Annotated in this window: 20 protein-coding genes; 6 read left to right on the top strand and 14 right to left on the bottom strand. The window is 68.5% G+C overall.

Going from position 1 to position 20426, the window contains the following annotated elements; all coding sequences use genetic code 11:
• Nucleotides 1–3 precede the first annotated feature (3 nt).
• Both JNG39_RS17625 and pnuC read left to right on the top strand, forming a co-directional pair.
• Entirely contained in the window at nucleotides 4–2175 is a 2172-nt protein-coding gene (locus JNG39_RS17625) for a TonB-dependent siderophore receptor (RefSeq protein WP_368313292.1), read from the top strand.
• Nucleotide 2176: 1 nt separating this feature from the next.
• A complete protein-coding gene (gene pnuC / locus JNG39_RS17620; protein ID WP_368313521.1) occupies nucleotides 2177–2737 on the top strand; it encodes a nicotinamide riboside transporter PnuC in 561 nt (186 codons plus the stop codon).
• A 290-nt stretch (nucleotides 2738–3027) separates the two neighbouring features.
• On the opposite strand, the gene JNG39_RS17615 is transcribed toward pnuC, so the two are convergent.
• The 6 genes from JNG39_RS17615 to JNG39_RS17590 all read right to left on the bottom strand — a co-directional run bounded on the left by JNG39_RS17615 (nucleotide 3028) and on the right by JNG39_RS17590 (nucleotide 8215).
• Nucleotides 3028–3918, bottom strand: a complete 891-nt coding sequence (locus tag JNG39_RS17615) for a hypothetical protein (RefSeq protein WP_368313291.1) — start codon at nucleotides 3916–3918, stop codon at nucleotides 3028–3030.
• A 90-nt stretch (nucleotides 3919–4008) separates the two neighbouring features.
• Nucleotides 4009–5091 carry a DNA topoisomerase IB gene (locus tag JNG39_RS17610; protein WP_368313290.1) on the bottom strand — a complete coding sequence of 361 codons (1083 nt, stop codon included), beginning with the start codon at nucleotides 5089–5091 and terminating at the stop codon, nucleotides 4009–4011.
• 43 nt (nucleotides 5092–5134) lie between these two features.
• Complete coding sequence (locus JNG39_RS17605) at nucleotides 5135–6304, bottom strand: class I SAM-dependent rRNA methyltransferase (protein ID WP_368313288.1); 1170 nt, start codon at nucleotides 6302–6304, stop codon at nucleotides 5135–5137.
• Nucleotides 6305–6322: 18 nt separating this feature from the next.
• Nucleotides 6323–6766, bottom strand: coding sequence for a hypothetical protein (locus JNG39_RS17600; RefSeq protein WP_368313287.1), 444 nt, complete (start codon nucleotides 6764–6766; stop codon nucleotides 6323–6325).
• Nucleotides 6767–6821: 55 nt separating this feature from the next.
• A complete protein-coding gene (locus JNG39_RS17595) occupies nucleotides 6822–7766 on the bottom strand; it encodes a serine/threonine protein kinase (RefSeq protein WP_368313285.1) in 945 nt (314 codons plus the stop codon).
• A complete protein-coding gene (locus JNG39_RS17590) occupies nucleotides 7763–8215 on the bottom strand; it encodes a hotdog fold thioesterase (protein WP_368313283.1) in 453 nt (150 codons plus the stop codon). Before JNG39_RS17590 ends, JNG39_RS17595 begins: the two co-directional genes overlap by 4 nt.
• Nucleotides 8216–8246: 31 nt before the next feature.
• On the opposite strand from JNG39_RS17590, the gene JNG39_RS17585 reads away from it, so the two are divergent.
• The gene (locus JNG39_RS17585; RefSeq protein ID WP_368313281.1) at nucleotides 8247–9320 is read left to right on the top strand and encodes a 2Fe-2S iron-sulfur cluster-binding protein; all 1074 of its coding nucleotides are present in this window, start codon (nucleotides 8247–8249) and stop codon (nucleotides 9318–9320) included.
• Nucleotides 9321–9431: 111 nt separating this feature from the next.
• Here the strand turns inward: JNG39_RS17585 and JNG39_RS17580 are convergent, their stop codons facing one another.
• The 3 genes from JNG39_RS17580 to JNG39_RS17570 are packed head-to-tail and all read right to left on the bottom strand — an operon-like array spanning nucleotide 9432 to nucleotide 10833.
• Complete coding sequence (locus tag JNG39_RS17580; RefSeq protein ID WP_247370961.1) at nucleotides 9432–9878, bottom strand: rhodanese-like domain-containing protein; 447 nt, start codon at nucleotides 9876–9878, stop codon at nucleotides 9432–9434.
• 45 nt (nucleotides 9879–9923) lie between these two features.
• Nucleotides 9924–10337, bottom strand: a complete 414-nt coding sequence (locus JNG39_RS17575) for a hypothetical protein (RefSeq protein WP_247370958.1) — start codon at nucleotides 10335–10337, stop codon at nucleotides 9924–9926.
• A gap of 31 nt (nucleotides 10338–10368) precedes the next feature.
• Nucleotides 10369–10833, bottom strand: a complete 465-nt coding sequence (locus JNG39_RS17570) for a YiiD C-terminal domain-containing protein (RefSeq protein ID WP_368313279.1) — start codon at nucleotides 10831–10833, stop codon at nucleotides 10369–10371.
• Between the two features lie 137 nt (nucleotides 10834–10970).
• Here JNG39_RS17570 and JNG39_RS17565 point away from each other — a divergent pair, with 137 nt between their 5' ends.
• The 3 genes from JNG39_RS17565 to JNG39_RS17555 are packed head-to-tail and all read left to right on the top strand — an operon-like array spanning nucleotide 10971 to nucleotide 14165.
• Nucleotides 10971–11741 (top strand): uroporphyrinogen-III synthase, encoded by a 771-nt coding sequence (locus JNG39_RS17565; protein ID WP_368313277.1) that lies wholly within the window; start codon nucleotides 10971–10973, stop codon nucleotides 11739–11741.
• Nucleotides 11742–11787: 46 nt separating this feature from the next.
• The gene (locus JNG39_RS17560) at nucleotides 11788–12915 is read left to right on the top strand and encodes a uroporphyrinogen-III C-methyltransferase (protein ID WP_368313276.1); all 1128 of its coding nucleotides are present in this window, start codon (nucleotides 11788–11790) and stop codon (nucleotides 12913–12915) included.
• A complete protein-coding gene (locus JNG39_RS17555; RefSeq protein WP_368313275.1) occupies nucleotides 12912–14165 on the top strand; it encodes a heme biosynthesis HemY N-terminal domain-containing protein in 1254 nt (417 codons plus the stop codon). The genes JNG39_RS17560 and JNG39_RS17555 overlap by 4 nt, the downstream gene beginning before the upstream one ends.
• A 4-nt stretch (nucleotides 14166–14169) precedes the next feature.
• On the opposite strand, the gene JNG39_RS17550 is transcribed toward JNG39_RS17555, so the two are convergent.
• From JNG39_RS17550 to JNG39_RS17530, 5 genes are all read right to left on the bottom strand, one after another.
• The gene (locus tag JNG39_RS17550) at nucleotides 14170–14292 is read right to left on the bottom strand and encodes a hypothetical protein (protein ID WP_368313274.1); all 123 of its coding nucleotides are present in this window, start codon (nucleotides 14290–14292) and stop codon (nucleotides 14170–14172) included.
• Nucleotides 14289–15407, bottom strand: a complete 1119-nt coding sequence (locus tag JNG39_RS17545) for a hypothetical protein (protein ID WP_368313273.1) — start codon at nucleotides 15405–15407, stop codon at nucleotides 14289–14291. The genes JNG39_RS17550 and JNG39_RS17545 overlap by 4 nt, the downstream gene beginning before the upstream one ends.
• 74 nt (nucleotides 15408–15481) lie before the next feature.
• Entirely contained in the window at nucleotides 15482–17197 is a 1716-nt protein-coding gene (locus tag JNG39_RS17540; protein WP_368313271.1) for an Hsp70 family protein, read from the bottom strand.
• Between the two features lie 103 nt (nucleotides 17198–17300).
• A complete protein-coding gene (gene uvrD / locus JNG39_RS17535) occupies nucleotides 17301–19499 on the bottom strand; it encodes a DNA helicase II (protein ID WP_368313270.1) in 2199 nt (732 codons plus the stop codon).
• A 109-nt stretch (nucleotides 19500–19608) separates the two neighbouring features.
• On the bottom strand, nucleotides 19609–19827 hold the full coding sequence (locus tag JNG39_RS17530) for a hypothetical protein (protein WP_144916311.1): 219 nt from the start codon (nucleotides 19825–19827) through the stop codon (nucleotides 19609–19611).
• Nucleotides 19828–20426 lie beyond the last annotated feature (599 nt).

Raw genomic sequence — 20426 nt, 5'->3', positions numbered from 1 at the left:
ACGATGACCCTCTCCCGCACGCCCCTCGCTCTCGCCCTGTTGTCCCTCGCCCCGCTGGCGCATGCCGACGACACCGCCCCGCCGCAGGCGCGCACCCTGCCCGCCATCGATGTGCACGCCGCGACGGCCAGCGGCTACCAGGCGGCCGATTCGCAGCTGGACACGTTCGGCAGCTTCGGTAGCGCGCCGCTGCACGATACGCCCGCCGCGATCACCGTGATCACCCGCGCGCAGATCGACGACCGCCAGCCCCGTTCGTTGAGCGAACTGGTGCGCGGCGATGCCGCGATCAACGACAACTACGCGCCCGCGGGGTATTACCAGGACGTGTCGATCCGCGGTTTTCCGCTCGATCTCGCCACGGGTTTCCGCTTCAACGGCATGATCATGTCCGCCGAGCAGACGCTCGCGCTGGAAGGCAAGGAACGGGTGGAAGTACTCAAGGGCCTGGGCGGCCTCGAGGCCGGCGTGGTCGAGCCGGGCGGCTTGGTGAACTACGTGAGCAAGCGCGTGGCCGACGTGCACAACGTCACCGTCGGCACCGATTCGCACGGATCCAGCTACGAGGCGATCGATCTCGGCGCGTGGTTCTCGCCCTCGTTCGGCATGCGGGTGAACGCGGCGAACGAGAAGACGCATTCGTGGATCGACCATGCCGACGGCCGCCGCAGCTTCGTATCGGTCGCCGCCGACTGGAAGATCAGCGACGCGGCCACGCTGCTGCTCGACACCGACTACCAGACCAGCGGCCAGCGCTCGGCATCGGGCTACCAGCTGCTCGGCGGCACGGTGATTCCCGAACATCCCAGTCGCACCCAGTTGCTCGGCTACCAGCCGTGGCAGCGACCGGTGGGGATCCATTCGAGCAACACGTCGCTGCGCTTCAACTATCGCTTCAGCGATGCCTGGAACGCGCAGGTATCGGCGGGTCACAGCCATACCGCGATCGACGACAACGTGGCCTTCGCTTATGGCTGCGGGTATGCCGAAGCCTGCGCGAACGGCTCGCCGGGCTACTTCTTCGCGCCCAACGGCGATTACGACATCTACGATTATCGAAGCCCGGACGACACGCGCCAGAACGACGAGGTGCGCGCGGTACTCACGGGTACCTTCGCCACCGGCGGCGTCGACCACGAGCTCAACGTGGGCGCCACGGCGTTCCGTCGCACGGTGGACCAGCGCCCCTACGTCTACGACTACGTGGGCACGGCCAATATCGATCAGCGCGAGCCGCCGGTGTTCGCGCCGTCGCCGAACGAACCGGGCGCGTCGGCACGTGCGCTCACCAGTTGGCAGCGCACGCTGTTCGCGATCGACCGGGTGCACCTGGGCGACACATGGCAGGTATTGGCCGGCGCGCGTTTCGTGCGCCTCGACGAAACCGCCTATGACGACGACGGCGCCGCCGATCGCCATACGCGCCTGTCGAAGATGCTCCCGCAGACGGCGGTGCTTTGGCAGCCGGTGGCGAAGCTCACCACCTACCTGAGCTATGGCGAGGGTCTTTCCCTGGGTCGTGAAGCCCCGTACTGGACCAGCAACGGCGGCACGACGCTGGCGCCGCTGCATTCGCGGCAGGTGGAGGCCGGCGCGAAGTACGCGCTGAACGACGCGTTCGACCTGCAGGCGGCGGTATATCGCATCCGCCAGCCGTATCAATTCGCCGCCCCCGACGACACGGCGGAGGGCTTCACCTTCCAGCAGCGTGGCGAGGAAGTGCATACCGGAGCGGAGGTGAACCTCTCTGGACAGGTCACGCGGAATCTCCGCATCACGGCCAGCGCCAATGCGATCCGCGCCCGTGCGGAACACACCGGCATCGCCGAGTACGAGGGCCACCAGGTCATCAACGTGCCGCGCTGGCACACGGCGGTCTATGCCGATTACAGCCTCCCGTTCGTGCCCGGCCTGGCCGTGCTCGGCGGCTGGCGCTACGTCGGCACCAACGTCGCCACGCCCGAGGGCACGGTGAGCGTGCCCGCGTACAACGTGTTCGACGCCGGGTTGCGCTATGCGACGACGGTGGGTGGGCATGCGCTCACCTGGCACCTCAACGTCGACAACGTGTTCGACAGGTTCTACTGGCGCGACACGGGCAGCTCGGGCGGCGACCGCTACCTGTTCCCGGGCATGCCACGCCTCACGCGCTTGTCGGTGACGTATGAGCTTTGAGCTGTCGCCCTTCGAGGTGTCCGCCGCCCTGGTGAGCGCGGCGGGCGTCTGGCTCACCGCGCGGCGCAGCCCGTGGTGCTGGCCGGTGGGGCTGGTGTCGGTGGTTGCCTATGCGTGGATCTTCGTCGACGCGAAGCTGTATTCCGACATGTTGCTGCAGGTGGTGTTCGCCGTGCTCATCCTCTACGGCTGGCATCGCTGGGTGCGCCATCTGGACGAGGGTGGCCACGTGCGCGTGGCGGCGCTGGACGGCCGCAGCGCCACGCTGCATCTCGCCGTGGGCACGGCGGCGGCGTTGGCCCTGGGCTACGTGATGCATCGCTGGACGGACGCGTCGCTGCCCTGGCTCGACGCCGCGCTCACCGCGTTCAGCCTCGTCGCCCAGTGGTGGCAGGCGCGGCGGCATGCGGCGGCATGGTGGCTGTGGATCGTGGTCGACGTGATCTACGTGGGCGAGTACGCCTACAAGTCGCTGCCGGTGACGGCCGTGCTGTATGCCGGGTTCGTGGTGTTGGCGGCGATGGGCTGGCGGGCGTGGCGGCGGGAAGTCGCCGCTCCGTAGGCATTCGCGGATACGATCCGCTCCCACCCGCTGGTAGCTAGGCTTGCATGACCCTCCTACCGGAGGGGTGGGAGCGGATCGTATCCGCGAATCCGGCGGAGCGTTACGTTGACGAATGTCGATCCGCGTTTTTCAGAATGCTTCCATAGGCAAGGCCACCCATAACACGGATCATTCACCGGTCGACGCAGTCCGGTGCTTGGCATCCAGGACTGGGGCCTCTCGGGGCGCCGGGCAGCACGACAGCGGCGGGAACGTGGGACGCGTTCCCGCCGCTTTTGTTTTCTCGATCACTGCTTAGGCGTCGCGCCCCAATCGCTCGCTTCGAACGACAGGTGCAGCACCGCGCGCGTGTCGTCTTCCAGGGGCGGGTGATAGTCCAGCGTGGTGCATCCACCGGCCAACTGCCGCTTGGCCGCCAGCGAAAGCGTCTTCTCCGTCGCCGGACCATAGGCGGGCAACCCGGCCTTGCCGGTACGCAGCATCAGGCGAAAACCGTCGGCGCTCACGCCGTCGGCCATCTCGGGGGGAGGCGATTGCCCGGGGGCGAGCACCGAGATGTCCATCTTCTTGCCGCAGCCGCCGACGCTGATGATGTCGACACCGTCGAGAAGGTTGCGCACGAAGCGGTCGGCGTTGTCGGCGAGCGAATCCACCGCCCCCACGGGCGTGGTGAGACGAATCTTGGTGAAGTAGAGCTTGCGGTAGAACAGATAGGTGCGCGAGGTGAGCATGTCCTGCTGCGCATCGAACACCAATGGCAGGAACCGGCCGTCGAGCGTCTTGCCGTTGGCGAGCTTCGCGGTGTAGGGCGACTCATCTCCCCACCAGACGTTGCGGTAGATCTCCTGGCGCTCGGCGAACGACACCGACTCGCGAAAGTCTTCGGCGGCCCGTCGCAGCATATCGTCCGTCGAGCCTTCCCCGGCGGGATAGATGAACACGTCGGCCGCGATCCAGTCGGCATGGTCGATGCGATAGCGCAACGACACGCCGGCCGCGATGTCGCCTTCGTCGGCGTAGTTCTTCACGGCGGCCAGGGTGGCGGTGCCCAGGCGCTTGGGCGCGATGATCCAGGTGTCGTCGATCACGCCACGATGTGCCTGCAATCTCGGCAGGGCGGGCATACCGTCGGGCGCTTCCTGCGCACCGGCCGTGACGGCCACGCCCATGGCCACCATCAGGGGGATTTGCTTCCACCGCCACATCGTCGACACAACCCCTGAAGAAAATAGCCATCCCCACCCGCGCACTATAGCCATCCGCATGCGCTAACGGGAGCGCTTCGTGCTGCGTAAGCGCCGACGCAGGTAAGACACCGTCAAGGCTTCGAGCTTCCGGGTGAAACGCGCGTCGGTCGGCGGTACCCGGCGGGCCAGTTCGCCGTCGAGCCAGCCGGCGAGAACTTCCGGATGGATATAGGAACGACGGCATACGGCCGGCGTGTTGCCGAGGATCGCCGCCACTTCCTTCACCGCGGCCGCCAGCGTCGATTTCACCGCGCGCTCGCCACCCGTGTCAGGTAGCGGCGTGGTGGCCAGCACCGCGACCGCCTGGACCGTGCCGCCCCAGGTGCGAAAATCCTTGGCCGTGAACTCGCCTCCGGTCACCTCGCGCAGGTAGTCGTTGACCATGCCCGAATCGATGCCCTGGCGCTGGCCCTCGTCGTCGACGTACTGGAACAGGCGTTGCCCGGGAAGCTCCTGCACCCGGCGAACCGCGCGCACGAGCCGGCGGTCGTCGAGCACAACGTCGCGCCACTGTCCGCTCTTGCCGCGAAAATGGAACTCGATGCGGTTCTTGCGCACGGCGATATGGCGCGAGCGCAGCGTGGTGAGGCCGAAGGAGTTGTTTTCCTTTGCGTAGGTGTCGTTGCCCACGCGGATCATCGTTTCCTCGAGCAGGCTCACCACCAGGGCGAGTACCTTGTCACGCGGCAGGCCCGGCAGGGCGAGGTCCTTGCGCAGGCGACGGCGGAGACGCGGCAGCATCGCGGCGAAATCGAGCATCCGCTCGAACTTGTCGCGATCGCGGATGGACCGCCATTCGATGTGGTATCGGTACTGCTTGCGCCGGCGGGCGTCGCGGCCGGTGGCCTGGAGGTGCCCGCGTTCGTCGGGGCAGATCCACACCTCGCTATAGGCGGGCGGGATGGCCAGCGAGCGGATCCGGGCGAGAACGTTTTCGTCGGTGATCCGGCGGCCGTCGAGGTCCAGGTAGGCAAAGCTCTTGCCTCGACGGCACCGGGTGATGCCGGCGTCGGTATCGCACACGTAGACCAGGCCCGCCGCTTTCGCGTGGGCCATCTCCGTGGTGACGGCCGCGAGGGCTTCGGGGACGGGTTTCCGGGACATGGCCGGCAGTGTGTGCCGGCCATCGATCAAGACTCGGTGAACGTTACGAGACCCGGCAGAACACGGCCTTGAGGTAACGGTTTTCCGGTACGTTGCTTGCCACCGGATGGTCCGGGCCGGCACCGGCCACGTGGAGCAACTGGATGTCGCGGCCGGCGTTGAGGGCCACGCGGCGAAGCATCTCGATGAAGTCGCCTTCGCCGACCAGGCCCGTGCACGAGCAGGTGAGCAAAATGCCGCCCGGCGCGATCACGTCGAGGGCGGTGCGGTTCATCGCGAAGTATTTCTTCAGCGCGTTGACCACCTGGTTACGGTCGCGGGTGAGCTTGGGCGGATCGAGCACCACGGCATCCCAGGTGCGCCCGGCGGCGATGGCCGCGCGCAGCCATTCGAAGACGTCGCCCTGTTCGAAGGTGGCGTCCACGTCGTTCATGCGCGCATTGGCGCGAGCCACCTCGAGGATGGCGGCATCGGCGTCGACACCGGTGGCTTCCAGTGCGCCGGCTTTCATCGCGTGCACGGCGAAGCCGCCGGCGTTGCAGCACAGGTCGAGCACGCGGCGGCCGCGGGCCAGGCCGGCGAAGCGCAGGCGGTTGTCCCGCTGGTCGGCGAAGAAGCCGGTCTTGTGGCCGAGGCCGGGGGCGGCGTGGAAGGCCAGGCCGTGTTCGTGCACGTCGACGGCCTCGGGCGCGTCGTTGGAGCGCACGTCGAAGGACTCCTGCCGCTGCACGTGCTGTTCGGCGAACCAGTACAGCGACGCGCCGGGGAAGTGGCGCAGCAACTCGGCATGGATGGCATCGCGGAAGCGCCACATGCCCGCGGCGAAGTATTCGACCACGAGGTGGTTGGCGTAGCGGTCGACCACGAGGCCGGACAGGCCGTCGCCCTCGCTGTGCACCACGCGCCAGGCGTCGCTGGCATCGTCGAGGCGGAGCAGGTCGCGGCGCAGCTCCACGGCGCGCGCGATGCGCGCGGCGATCCACGCGGCGTCGACGGTGTCCGCCGGATCGGTGGTGAGCATGCGCAGCGCGACGCGCGCGTGGCCGTTCCAGAAACCCCGGCCAACGAAGCGGCCTCGCGTATCGACCACCTCCACCACGCTGCCGGGCGGGATGCGCTCGGCGGGCTTGACGACCTGGGCGGACCAGACCCACGGGTGGCCGGGGGTACGGTCGGATTTGAGCTGGATGACGGGGGAAGCGGGGGTATTCATCGGTGAATGATACCGGCCTCAGCGGCCGTATCGCAGGACCAGCCAGGAAACCAGCGCCAGCACGTTGATGCCCACGTGCGCCGCCGAGGGTCCGCCCAGGGCCAGCAGCCAGCCATGCTCGGCGATGGCCCAGTCGAAGCCCAGGCGCGGCGAGCGCTGGAGCGTGATCGAGAGATTGGCGAAGGCGCCCGCCGAAAGCGCATAGCTGAAGACCGGCATGGCCAGCAGCGGCACCTGGAGGAACTGCGCCCAGACCGACATCTGCGTGCCGCGGCCGTCGTTGCTCGCCAGCAAGACGCCGGCGACGAGGATGAAGCCGAACAGCAGCACGCCCAACACGGTGGACACCGCCTCGAAGCCGTTCATCCGCGAGCCGAGCAGGTGGCCGATCTGGCGGACGAGACCGTAGAGACCGCCGGCGATCTCGAAGACGGCGATGATGCGGGTGAGGAACGATTGCATGCGTGATCCCTGGGTAAGCGACGGGCGATTATGGACGTAGCCGCTTGAGCCGTGGCTAAAGCGCGTCGGCGGCGTCGTGCAGGTCGGCGATGTGCTGCTCCCACCAGCGCGGTTCGCCCGCGAACGGGAAGGCGGCGGGGAAGGCCGGGTCGTGCCAGCGCTCCGCGATCCAGCCGGCGTAGTGCACCTGGCGCATCGCGCGCAATGCGGGCACGAGGGCGAGTTCGGCCGGATCGAAGTCGCGGAACTGGCCGTAGCCCTCCAGCAGCGCGTCGACCATCGCCTCGTCGGAGGCGAGCATCCACAGGTCCTGCACGGCGGGGCCCATGCGCGCATCGTCGAGATCGACGAAGTGCGGGCCGGCGTCCGTCCACAGCACGTTGCCGGGATGGCAGTCGCCATGGAGGCGGATGCGACGCACCGGCCCCACCGCCTCGAAGCGGTTCGCCACCGCGTCGTCCACGCGGGTGACGGCCTCGCGATAGGCGTCAGCCAGGTGCGCGGGCAACAGGTGGGAGGCCAGGGCGGCGCGCGCGGGGCCGTCGATCATCGACGCGCGGTCGAGCACGGCGCGCTCGCGGAAAGGCTCGCGGGCACCCACGGCATGCATGCGGGCGAGCAGGCGGCCCAGCCATTCGAGCTGGTCGGGCGATTCCAGCGAGGGTGCACGGCCGCCGCGTCGCGGGTACACCGCATAACGAAACCCGGCGTGACGCAGCAGCGTCTCGCCGCCGAAGGCCATCGGCGCCACCACGGGAAGCTCCGCCGCCACCAGTTCGAGCGCGAAGGCGTGTTCCTCGGCGATGGCCTCGTCGGTCCAGCGGCCCGGACGATAGAACTTGGCGACCACGAAGCCGCCGTCCTCCAGCCCGACCTGGAAGACGCGGTTCTCGTAGCTGTTGAGGGTGAGCTGCCGCCCGTCGCTCCATAGTCCCGTGGCCTCCACGGCGGCGAGCACCACGTCGGGCGAGAGCGTCGCATACGGGGCCTCTGCACTCACGGACGCATCACCGCGTCCATGCCGCCCGGCGTGGCGATGACCGACATGGTGAGGCGGGAAAGGCAGACCAGCTTGTCGCGGTCGTCTTCGATGCGGATTTCCCACACCTGCGTGGTGCGGCCCAGGTGCACGGCCTTGGCGGTGCCCGTGACCAGGCCTTCGCGCACGCCGCGGATGTGGTTGGCGTTGATGTCCAGGCCCACGGCCAGATGGGTGGTGGGGTCGAGGGTGATCATCGCGGCCGTGCTGCCGAGGGTCTCGGCCAGTACCACCGACGCGCCGCCGTGAAGCAGGCCGAACGGTTGGCGCGTGCGGTGATCCACCGGCATGGTGCCGCGCAGCCAGTCGTCGCCGATGCCGGTGAAACGGATGTCGAGCGTTTCCATCATCGTGCCCCGGCTCCAGGCGTTGATGTGGGCGAGGTCGGTGGATTGCTTCCAGATGGCCATGGGCGGCGTCTTCGCAGTGAACGATCCGGCATTGTCCTACAATGCGCCGGTGCCCACCGTAACCCTGACAACGTCTGGCAAGCGATTCGACGCCGCCGGCGACGAAACCGTGCTCGAAGCCGCCCAGCGCGCGGGCATCGCCCTTCCGTACTCCTGCCGCGGCGGCGTCTGCGGCAGTTGCAAGGCCGTCCTCGTCGAGGGCGTGTGCGACTACCCGCGCAATCCGCCCGTGGCGCTCGGTGCCGACGCGCGCGCCGACGGAGCCATCCTGCTGTGCCAGGCCGTGCCGCGCGGCGACATCGCCATCCGCGCGCGCGAGATCGCCTCCGTGGAAGACATCCCCCATCGCCGCGTGGATGTCGAGGTGGTGGCGCGGCGCGAGCTCGCGCCGGAGGTGGTGGGCGTCTGGCTGAAGCCGGTCGACGGCTCGCGCCTGAACTGGCTACCCGGGCAATACCTCGACGTGGTGCTCGACGACGGCCGGCACAGGCCCTTCTCGATCGCCAGCGGCCCCGTCGACGACGGCAGCATCGAACTGCACGTGCGCTACGTGCCGGGCGGCGGCTTCACCACGTGGGTGTACGAATCGCTGAAGGTGGGCGACCGGCTCACCATCGAGGCGCCGCTGGGCACCTTCGTGCCGCGCGAGGATTCCGAACGGCCGATGCTGTTCATGGCCGGCGGTACGGGGTTCGCGCCGGTGAAGGCCATCGTCGAGCATTTCATCGAACTGGGCACGCGGCGGCCGATGCACGTCTACTGGGGCGCACGGCAGCCCGAAGACCTCTACCTCATCGAACTGGCCCGCGAATGGGAGCGGCGCATGCCGGGCCTGCGTTTCACGCCCGTGCTGTCGGACATCGACGCGGCGTGGGAGGCCGGGATACGTGCCGGCCTGGTGCACGAGGCCCTGCTGGAAGACCATCCGGACCTGTCGGGCTTCGACGTCTACATGAGCGGTCCGCCGCCGATGATCGAACTGGCCCGCGAGCATTTCGCCGGTTCGGGCCTGCCGGACGACCGGCTGTATTTCGACTCGTTCGAACTGGCGCCGGACGTGCTGGCGGAGATATTGCGCAGCCGGGCGGGGATTCATGGGCTTTGAGTCCCGGCTACCTGGATTCGCCGATACGATCGGCTCCCACCCCTCTGGTAGCAAGGCGGCTACCGAAGGGGTGGGAGCCGATCGTATCGGCGAAGTCGGTCGCGATACCGCTTATTTCTTGCCCTTGGCCACCGGCAACTGCGCGTTCTGCCAGGCGTAGGTACCGCCGTCGAGCACGAACACGCGCGGGAAACCGGCCTTGATCAGGCGATTGGCGGCCTTGCCCACGCCGCGGCCGTCCTTGTCGACCAGCACCACGGGAAGCTCCTTCGCCTTGCTGAGGTCTTTCTGGGTTTCCGGATCGAACTGGCTCATCGCCACGTTCTTGGCCCCGGGGATGTGGGCCTTCTCGAAGTCGGCGCTGGCCGAGAGGTCGATGATGAGCGGGGTATCGCGGTTGATCAGCTGGGTGAGCCCGGCCGGCGTCAGGGATTTCCACTTGCGGAACAGGGTGCCGACTTCACCGGCGATCAGGGCGATCAGCAGGACGGCGAACAGCGCCGCCAGCGCCAGGTGATTGCCTGCGAATTCGGGCAACTTGTGCAGTACGTCGTTCATCGGGTCTTCCGAGGCCGCCAGGGTAAAGCGGCCGATTATATCGGTTCAGTGCGGCGAGAAGTCCGGCAGGCCGGTCATCAGGCGCCAGACGCCCTTGTCGCGGTCGTAGTGCCAGCGCTGGCGGTCGATGATCGAGCGCTCGGCCTGGGTGTTGACGTTGACCACGTTGATCTGAACGACCTGGGTCACCTCGTCCTGGCCGTCCGGGTGCGGCCCGGCGCCTTCGTCGTAGGCGGTGACGCGTAGCTGACCGAGCCGGCTCTGTTCCAGCGAGCTCATCGGATGGGCCGTGGCGTAGTCGGGATCGACGAAGCCCTGCGCGTTGGCGAAGTCGCCCCAGCGAATCGCCGACGCGTAACGCATCAGCGTGCTGTTGAGCGCCTCGTTGCGCTTGTCGGTGGCACAGCCGGCCAGGACGGCCAGCAGCAGGGCGAGGGCGGGCAGGGCGATGCGGCGCATGGCGGATTCCGTCGGGTCGAAAGCCCGGCCATTATGCCCGGCGCTTGGCGACGAAGCGCGCCTCCAGGCTGGCCGCCGGTCTGCCGTCGTCGCCCGGGAGCACGCAGGTGACGTCTACCCGGGCCCGTCCGCGCGCGTCGAGCGTGGCGAAGAACGGGCTCCAGTCGCCACCGGGCGCGAGCCGCGCTTCGGCGCGCAGGTCGCCCCATACCGGGGCGAGGTAGCGCACGGTGGAGTCGGCCACGAACAGGTCGCAATCATGTCCACGCTCCCGCAGCATGGATTCGACCAGGGCCCAGCCCGCCAGGGTCATCAGGCTGGCGAGGCTGCCGCCGAAGGCGCAACCCTTGTCGTTGATGTTGGGTGCCAGCGGCGCGGTCATCGCCAGGTGCACGCCGTCGAAGCCGGCGATGCTCACCTGCATGGCGCGGGCGAGGGGAATGCCGTCGAGGATGAAACGCTCGAGGGCCTGCAGGGTGGCATCGGAAGAAGTCATAAGCGGCGCAGTCTACGTGCGTGCCGGTGACGTTCGCACCCGTATGGCGCATGCGATGATGAATATCGTAGACCTTCGGCATGCGTGTCATCGACCGCATGTACGTATGCTCGAAACGTCACCCGCAGGATGCTTTCGTGAGCCGCTCCCAGCCCCTACGCAACGTTACCGTCGTCATCACCCGCCCCGCCGGCACCGCCGGTCCGCTTTCCCGTCGCGTACGCAAGCTCGGCGGCATCCCGGTGGCGGTGCCCGGCCTTTCGCTGCGCGCCACGGCCGATGCCTCGGCCACCCATGCGGCGCTGCGCTCGGCGCTGGAAGGCGACATGCTCGTCTTCACCAGCCCGGCGGCCGTGCGTTTCGCCGCCGACCTCCTGCCCCTGGTCACGCGTGCCACGGTGGTGGCCGTCGGGCGGGGCACGGCGCGTGCGTTGAAGGTGGTCGACGTCGCCGACGTCCGCTTCCCGGAAAGCCGCCAGGACAGCGAGGGCGTGCTCGGCATGCCCGAGATGAACGGCATCGCCGGCCGTCGCGTCGCGCTCATCGGCGCGCCGGGCGGGCGGGGCGTGCTGCGCGAGCAACTGGTCGCGCGCGGGGCGCTGCTGGAGGAGATCCACGTCTACCACCGCGTGGCGCCGCGCATCGACCGCCGCCACATCGATCCCCTGCTCAAGCTGAGCAAGCGATCCGCCGTGCTGATCTCCAGCGCCGAGGCCCTGGAGCACCTGCATCGCGCGCTCATCGCCCCGGCCTGGCGCCGGCTCGTGCAGGCGGTGGCGGTGGTCAGCAGCGACCGGTTGAGAGAAATCGCAAAACAAGCCGGTTTCGAGCGGGTGACGGTGGCCAAGTCGGCGCTGCCCGCCGACCTGCTCGAAGCCGCCTCGGGCGTCTCGTTCACCCGACGGTAAGGGATGTCTTCCGTGCGTTCGCGTATGGCCTGCTAGCATGCGGGCCATGACGACCGAGACCCCATCGACCGATACCGCCCCGGCCCCGCCGGCCCCGGCCGCCGACGCCGCCTCGCGACGCACCGCGAAGCCGCCCGCCACCGTGCCCCGACGCGGCGGCGGTGCGCTGGCGGTGAGCATCCTGCTGTCCCTCGCGGCGCTGGGCGCGGCGGGCTACACGGGGTGGATGGTATGGAACATGCGCGCCGAACTGGGCGCCGCCAACGGCCTGGGCGGGCAGGTGGGTGAACTGCGCACGCAGGTGGCCACGCTCACCGAGGAAAACGCCACGCTGCGCCGCCGCGTGAGCGACGCCGACGGCGTGAACCGTTCGGCGCGCGAGGAAATGCTGGGCGTCTCCGAGCGCACGAAGAACCTCGAAGACGCCGTGGCCAATCTGTCCGAGCGTAGCCTCAGCGGCCACGACGCGATGCTGCTCGACGAAGCCGAATCGCTGCTGCGCATGGCCAAGGAGCGGTTTGCCCTGTTCGGCGACGCGTCCGGTGCCCTGGCCGCCTACGATCTCGCCGATACGACGCTGGCCGCCGTCAACGACAGCGCATTCGCCGCCGTGCGGCGTAGCCTCGGCGCGGAGCGCGAGGCCCTTGCCTCCATCGAGCCCACGTCGCGCGCCAACGACTTGTCCACGCTGGCCGACTTGCGCGCCCGCATCCCCACGCTGCCGTTGAAGAACGCCGACGACAAGCCGCAGGACGGCGAGCGCGACTTCTGGCAGCGTGCCGGCGACGCACTCGGCAGCATCGTGAAAGTGAGCCACGACGACGGCACGCCGCTCGGCCTGGCCGACGAGCGCATCGCCCGCGAACTCGCCGCGCTCGATGTCGCCCACGCGGAATCCGCCGTGCTCGCGTACGACGATGCCGGGCGCAAGGCCGCGCTCGAGCGCGTGGATGCGAGCCTCGCCGCGCGCTTCGATCCCGCGTCGCCCGACGTGCGCGACGTCCGCGCCCGCATCGCCTCCTTGCTCGCCGGCAAGACGAAAGGCCCGCAGCCGCAGCTCGGCGCTGCCCTGGGCGAGCTGCGCAACCTGCGGTCCGTCCATGCGCTCAAGGACACGACGGCGCCCGCGCCCGCGTCGAGCGCGGCCGGCGCCCCGCAGGGGAATACGCCATGAAGCTCTGGCGCTGGATCGTCGGCCTCATTCTCGTCGCCGTCCTGGCGGCGTTCGGTTGGCATTGGGTCGCCCAGGATCCGGGCTACGTCCTTGTGCACTGGCGCGGCACCAACGTACAGATGACCCTGGTCACGCTGGTGGCGATCCTGCTGCTGGCCTGGGCCGTCATCGCGGCCCTGGTGACGCTGATCCGCTGGCCCTTCGGAGCGCTGACACGCCGCCATCGCCGCCTGAGCCGACGTCGCCTCGCCGACGGACTGGTCTCGCTGGTGGAAGGCCGTCACGCCGAAGCCGAGCGCGACCTCAACCGCGCCGCGCGGTATCCCTCGGTGCGCGGCCCGGCCTTGCTCGCCGCCGCCGAAGCCGCCGAACGCCACGGCGAATCGACGCGCGCGCTGGAAACGCTCGACGCGGCCGCGCAGGAAACGCCGCGCGCCGCGCGCGTGCTGCGTGCCCGTTTGCTGCGTCGTGGCGGCAAGGCGGCCGAAGCGGCGGCGCTGCTGGCGCCGGAAGCCGGCACGGCCGCGCTCACGCCCGCCGGCTGGGTCGAATACGCCGAAGCCTCGCTCGAGACGGGTGATGCGCGCAGCGCCATGCGCGCGCTCGAACCGTTGCAGAAAAGCGGCGAGCTGGGCGCTCGTGCCTATACCGAGCTGGAGTCGCGCGTCCTCGCCGCCTACGTTGGCGCCGCCGCCGACGGTGCCACGCTCGCCACGTTGTGGTCGCAGTTGCCCAAGGCGCAGCGCCGCCTGCCCGCGGCCGTCGATGCCTATGCGCGCCAGGCGGCGAAACATGGGCAGACGATGGCGGCGATGGACGAAATCGAAACCGCGCTGCGTCGCGAATGGTCGTCGCAACTCATCGCCACCTACGGCGAGATGGGTTCGGAAGACATCGAACAGCGCCTGCGCCGGGCCGAGTCCTGGGTCGATGCGCACCCCAACGACGCCGCCTTGCTTACCGCCCTGGGTCGCATGTGCGTGCGCGTGCGGTTGTGGGGCAAGGCCCGTCCGTACCTGGAACGCGCGCTCGCCATCGCACCGAGTGCCGATGCGTGGGAGGCGTTGGGTGACGTATACCTCGGCGAGGAACAACCGGAACTGGCGCAGCGTTGCTACCGCAACGCGCTGGCGCTTTCGCGCGGCGAACTCACCGAGGCCCTGCCCGAATACCGGGGCCGCCGCATCGATACGCGGGTGACGGCGGTGGAAGAGCGCGATCAGCACGGCGTGCCACGGTTGTCGCCTTGAGCGATCAGCGGTGGCGCCACGCCGCCGCGTCGATGGCCTTCAGGCGCGTCGCGTAGGCCTTGCGTACCGATGCCTCGTCCGCATCGTCGTCCAGGCCCAGGAGATCGAGATGCTGCCGCACGTTCATCGAACGTCTTCCGCTGTCGGTGCGTGCCAGTAGCCCAGGCGTGCGCAGCGCTCCCCGCGCCTCTTCATGAGATCGGCATCGTCGTCGTTCACGCCCGCGAGCGCATCCGGACGATCGAGCCGCGCGTGGAGTTCGCCGCAGGTCCGCGGCGTATCCTCCGGCAGCGATCGCGACGACGGCGAGACGGTGCCGTGCTGTATCGCCACGAGCAGGTTGTAGGCGATGCCGATCGCCATGAAAAAAAGAAAACCGAACCAGGGGTGGGATGACTTCCTGCGGACGGCTTTGGGGGCGACTACGCGAAATGCGTCCGAGGGTGCCGCCATCTGCCGGTACATGGCTTGCGTCGACATCGGTGCCGCTTCGAAGGCGGCGCGCCACGCCTGGCTCGTGGCCGTGTCCAGGTGCAGGGCGATCCAGCGCGGATAGTGGGCCTGGAGCGTCGCGACGTCCGGCCAATGACGGACCGTCGAGGCATCGAGTTTTCGAGTGGCACGTGCAAAGAGATCGAGCCAATGCCAGCGCCAGGACGGCGTGAGCCGTAGCCACAATTCACGTTCGGCGAGTACCCGCCCGACCCATGCGCCACGCTCGCCGAGCGCATCGAGTTGGCCGATGTCGCTCCACTGGAACGGGATCATGGCCGCCTCGAAAAGCGTCGCCCGATGCGGTAATCCTTGCGTGGCCAGCAGGTCGACGAGGCGCTCCTCGAATTCTCCCGGTGCATCCACGTAGCGGGTGCGCAGTGCCGCGATCGTGCGATGGAGCCCTTCCATCGCCTGCCCCGAATCGGCTTCCAACGTCTGCGCGATGAATGCGTCGATGAGTTGGGCCGCCTCCCGGCGGGCGTCGATCGCGTCGGTGTGGGCTGGGTCGGCGTCTTCCGCCGGCAGGGCATCGTCGGATGCTTCGGTCTTATCGTCGGGCGGCGCGTCGATCGCTTGGTCGCTCCAGGCCCGAGCGGCTTCGTACGCCGCGCGCAGACGCGCGAATCCCTCGGGATCGGAGGCCTGGTCGATCGTTCGCAAGGCATGGGCGTAGGCGCGACGGACGGTGGAAACGTCCGCATAGGGCGGAAGCCCCAGGGCGCGGAGAAACCAAGGTGTCTCAGCCATGGGAGCCGGGCTCGACGATCTTGGTCATGTCGCCGCTGGCGAAATCGGTGAAACGCCGCAGGGCATCCATGGCGTCAGCTCACCGGATCGGGCGCGAAGTGGCTGTCGGCTTCGATCGCCTTCAACGCCTGGCGGAACAGTTCGGCGTCGCGGGCGATGAGCCGGGCATCCTGTGTCGCCAGTACCTGCTCGAAGCGCAGGATCATCTTGCCGACGTGGTCGCGCATGTCGCCGAGCAACTGTTCGTACATGCGCTCGGCGCGCGCGAGCAGCGTGCGGTTTTCAAGCGTGTCGCGCGGATGGATCTTCAGCAGCGACAGCGCCGCGAGACGGGCTTCGATGTCGGACGGCGACATGTGTGCGTCGCCGCTCTCGATGACCAGTCGCTGTTTCTCGCCCGTGGCGACCACCGTGGCTTCCACTTCGAGCAGGCCGTTGACATCGTAGGTGAAGCGCAGGTCCACGCCATCGGCATGGCCGGGTCCTGGCTGGATGGGAACGTTGAGCTCCCCCAGGAGAATGTTGTCGCGGACCATGCGCGACTCGCCCTGGTACACACCCAGCCGGATCGCCTTCTGTTGCGGCGATATCGGCGAGAAGCGCTGCACGCGGCTCACCGGCACCACGGTGTTGCGCTGGATGATGGGTGCATAGAAGCCCGCCGCATGGCCGCCGCTTTCCAGCCGCTGCGCCACGTCGGTGCCGAGCGTGTAGGGGCACACGTCGGTCATCACCGTTTCGTTCAGTGCCGCGTCCTTCATCTTCAGGCCCGCCTGCACCGCGGCACCCAGGGCCACCACCTCGTCGGGATTCAGGCCCACGGCGGGGAAGCGGCCGAACATGCGGGTGGCGAGGGCGCGGATCATCGGCATGCGCGTGGCGCCGCCGGCGAGCACCACGTTGTCGAGGTCGGCCGCGCGGATGCGGGCGTCGCGCAGCGCGCGCTCGATGGGCCGCCAGAGGCGGTCGAGCAGGGGCTGGGACAGTTTTTCGAAGGCGTCGGCGTCCAACGTCACCGTGACGCGCGTGTCCCTCCAGTCGATGTCGAAGGTGGCACCGCCTCGTGCGCCGAGTTCGCGCTTGGCCGCCTCCGCGCGGGCCGTGAGCCGCTGCATGAAGACGGCATCGGCTCGGGCCGCCTCCGGGATGCCTTCGGCGAAGGCGCGCTCCACGATCAAGGTGGAGAAGTCCTCGCCGCCGAGCATGTTGTCGCCGGCGCTGGCGCGCACCTCCATCACGCCCTCGAACATCTCCAGGATGGACACGTCGAAGGTGCCGCCGCCCAGGTCGAACACGAGGAACTGCGTCTCCGTCGCGCCCTCGTGCAACCCGTAGGCAAGCGCCGCCGCCGTGGGCTCGTTGAGCAGGCGCTCGACCTTCAGGCCGGCCAGCTCCCCGGCCACGCGGGTGGCCTTTCGCTGGGCGTCGGAGAAATAGGCCGGCACCGTGATCACCGCCTCGGTCACGGCCTGGCCGAGGAAGGCTTCGGCATCGTCCTTGAGCGAACGCAGCACCAGCGCGGAGAGTTCTTCCGGCCGGTAGTCCCGGTCGGCGAGCCGCACGGTGCGCGCGCTGCCCATATAGCGCTTGAACAACGATGCGGTGCGCTGCGGATGGGTCTGCAGGCGCTCGCGGGCGGCCTCGCCCACGAGTACGCTGCCATCCTCGTCGATGCCCACGCACGAAGGGGTGAGCACACTGCCCAGCGCATTGGGGACGAGGCGGGGGCCACCGTCCTTCCAGACGGCGGCGAGGCTGTGGGTGGTTCCCAGATCGATTCCGATGATCATGCGTGGTCCTGGCGACGGTTTCCGACGCGCGCAGTCGCATCCTGGCGAGCGGTCGCGGCCTCCCGGGAAGGGAGGCGGGCGATCCGGCCGACGTTGGAGCCCCTTACAACGCGGTCAGGTTCGCATAAGCGTAAACCAACCACTTGCTGCCTTCATCCTCGAAGTTCACCTGCACGCGCATGTGGGCACCGGCGCCTTCGGCGCTGACGATGGTGCCTTCGCCGAATTTGGGATGGCTCACGCGCTGCCCGAGGCGGACGGGCAGGGGTTCGTCGAGGGAGGGGCTGGTGAAGCGGTCGGCATAGGCCGGGCGCGACACCTGCACGCGGGGTCGCAACTCGTCGATCAGCTCGGCCGGGATTTCGCCGAGGAAGCGCGAGGGACGGGCCAGCATCTCGGTGCCGTGCATGCGCCGGGATTCCGCGTGCGATACGAAGAGCTTCACGCGGGCGCGGGTGATGCCCACGTAGGCGAGGCGGCGCTCTTCCTCCAGGCGGTTTTCCTCTTCGGTGGAGCGCTGGCTCGGGAAGAGGCCTTCCTCCATGCCCACCAGGAACACCACGGGAAACTCCAGGCCCTTCGCCGAATGCAGGGTCATCAACTGCACGCAGTCGTCCCATGCCTCGCCCTGGCCTTCGCCGGCTTCCAGCGCCGCATGGGAGAGGAAGGCGGAGAGTTCGTTGAGGCCGGCATCGACGTCTTCGGGCGTCATCTCGAAGCGGCTAGCCACGTTGACGAGCTCGTCGAGGTTCTCCACGCGTGCCTCGCCGTTGCCGCGCTTGTCGTTTTCGTAGAAGTCGCGCAGGCCCGTATGCACGATGGCGTGCTCGATCTGCTCGGCGAGCACGAGCGCCGAGGGTTCGTCGCCGTCGCCGTCGTGGCCGTTGAAGGTGCGCTGCAGGTTGTCGATGAGGCCCACGAAGGCCTTGATGGCGTTCTTGGCACGGCCTGCGAGCGAGCCCGTGGATACTTCGTTGAGCGCCGCTTCCCACATCGACGTGCTTTCGCCGCGCGCGCGGCGGCGCAGCTCGTCGAGCGTGCGGTCGCCGATGCCACGCGGCGGCGTGTTCACCGCACGCTCGAAGGCGGCGTCGTCGTGGCGGTTGGAGGCCAGGCGCAGGTAAGCCAGGGCGTCCTTGATTTCGGCGCGCTCGAAGAAGCGCAGGCCGCCATACACGCGGTAAGGCAGGTCGCGCTGGATGAGCTGTTCTTCGAAGTTTCGCGATTGCGCGTTGGAGCGGTAGAGGATGGCGCAGTCGCGCGCGTTGCCGTGTTCGGCGATGTGCTCGCGGATCCGCTCGATGACGAAGCGCGCTTCATCCTGTTCGTTGTAGGCGGCGTAGAGCGCGATGCGGTCGCCCTCGTCGCCGTCGGTCCACAGCTGCTTGCCGAGGCGGCCGCCGTTACGCGCGATGACGGCGTTGGCGGCGTTGAGGATCGTCGAGGTGGAGCGATAGTTCTGCTCCAGGCGAATCGTCTTCGCGCCGGGGAAGTCGTTGAGGAACTGCTGCACGTTTTCCACGCGCGCACCGCGCCATCCGTAGATGGCCTGGTCGTCGTCGCCCACCACGAAGGCCTGGCCGGTCTGGCCGGCGAGCACGCGGATCCATGCGTATTGCAGGGTGTTGGTGTCCTGGAACTCGTCGATGAGCAGGTAGCGCCAGCGATCCTGGTAGTGGCGCAGCACCTGCGGATCTTTCAGCCACAGCTCGTGCGCGCGCAGCAGCAGTTCGGCGAAGTCGACGAGCCCCGCGCGCTGGCACTGCTGTTCGTAGGCCTTGTAGATCTCCACGAAGGTGCGCGTCACCGGGTGGTCGCGATGTTCGATGCCGTCGGGGCGCTTGCCTTCGTCCTTCCACTGGTTGATCTGCCAGGCGGCCTGGCGCGGCGGAAAGCGGGCCTCGTCCAGGCCCATGCCGGCGACCACGCGCTTGATGAGGCGCTGCTGGTCGTCCGAATCGAGAATCTGGAAGCCCTCCACGAGGCCGGCCTCGCGCCAGTGACGGCGCAGCAGGCGATGGGCGATGCCGTGGAACGTGCCCACGGTGAGGCCTTGCGTGCCGCCGGAAATGAGGCCATCCAGACGAGCGCGCATTTCGCCCGCCGCCTTGTTGGTGAAGGTGACCGCGAGGATCGCCCACGGTGGCACGCGTTCGACCTGGGTGAGCCAGCCGATCCGGTGGGTGAGTACGCGGGTTTTGCCCGAGCCGGCGCCCGCGAGAATCAGGTAATGGCCTGGCGCGGCGCTGACGGCCTCGCGCTGGGCCTCGTTGAGGTCGTCGAGAAGGTGGGAGACATCCATCCTCCCATTTTGCGGGAAGAGTGCGGTTGCCGCCATGCGGCTCGTGAACCGTAAGCCAGCCGGATGGCGTGCTTACGGCTCACGAACCGTGTCCCGAAGGGTGGCCGGCTCACCGCTTCCGTGCGATACCCGCCACCGCGACGACGCCGCCGATCACGATTCCGGCGATGCCCACCCATTGCGGCACGGACTTATCGTGCGTGGCGGTGATCTTGGCCGACCCGACCTGCGCCAGGGTATCGGTCTTGCTGTAGCTGCCGTTGCCGGCGACGACCCAGATGCCCAGGCCGATGAGGATGACGCCGACGATGATGAGTCCCGCGCGCATGGATGTGCCTCCTGTTTGAGTGAAACGGAGGATGCCCTGACAAATGTGAAGACGAAAAAAAGCCCCGGAAGCCAGGGGAGCTTCCGGGGCCCGGGGAGCGGCCGACCCAGGGGAAAGCCGGGTCGCTCCGAGGTTGTCCCAGGGAGGTGGGACACACCGATGCGGACGCCGTTGCGTACGTCCGAAGCTATAGACGTCTGGGGCGGGGCAAAGTTGCAGGCGAGGACGAAAAAAGTTACCCGGGGTTCATTTAACGTATTGCCAACGAATTGGGCTGGCGTGGTGGCCCGGCCCACGCCTTGGCGCCCGCAGCCGGTTCATTCGCTTCCAGCGAATGCGTGTATCCACGTGCCTTCGGCCCGAAGAGCCGTGCGGATCGAGGCGGTCGCCCAGCCCGCGCCTTGGCGCCCGCAACCGGTTCATTCGCTTCCAGCGAATGCGTGTATCCACACGCCTTCGGCGCGAAGAGCGGTGCGGACCGAGGCGGTCGCCCCGACCGCGCGCCCTGTCGGCCGCACGTCGCCCGTCCCCTTCGGGGCACGGACCTCTACGCGGGATTCTTCGACTCGACATCCTGTCTCGGCGAAGAACGCCGGTCA

The sequence above is a fragment of the Luteibacter sp. CQ10 genome, assembly GCF_040900725.1.
Taxonomy (GTDB): domain Bacteria; phylum Pseudomonadota; class Gammaproteobacteria; order Xanthomonadales; family Rhodanobacteraceae; genus Luteibacter.
Note: the sequence above shows the minus strand (reverse complement) of the source record. Positions and strands in the feature narration are given on the sequence as shown.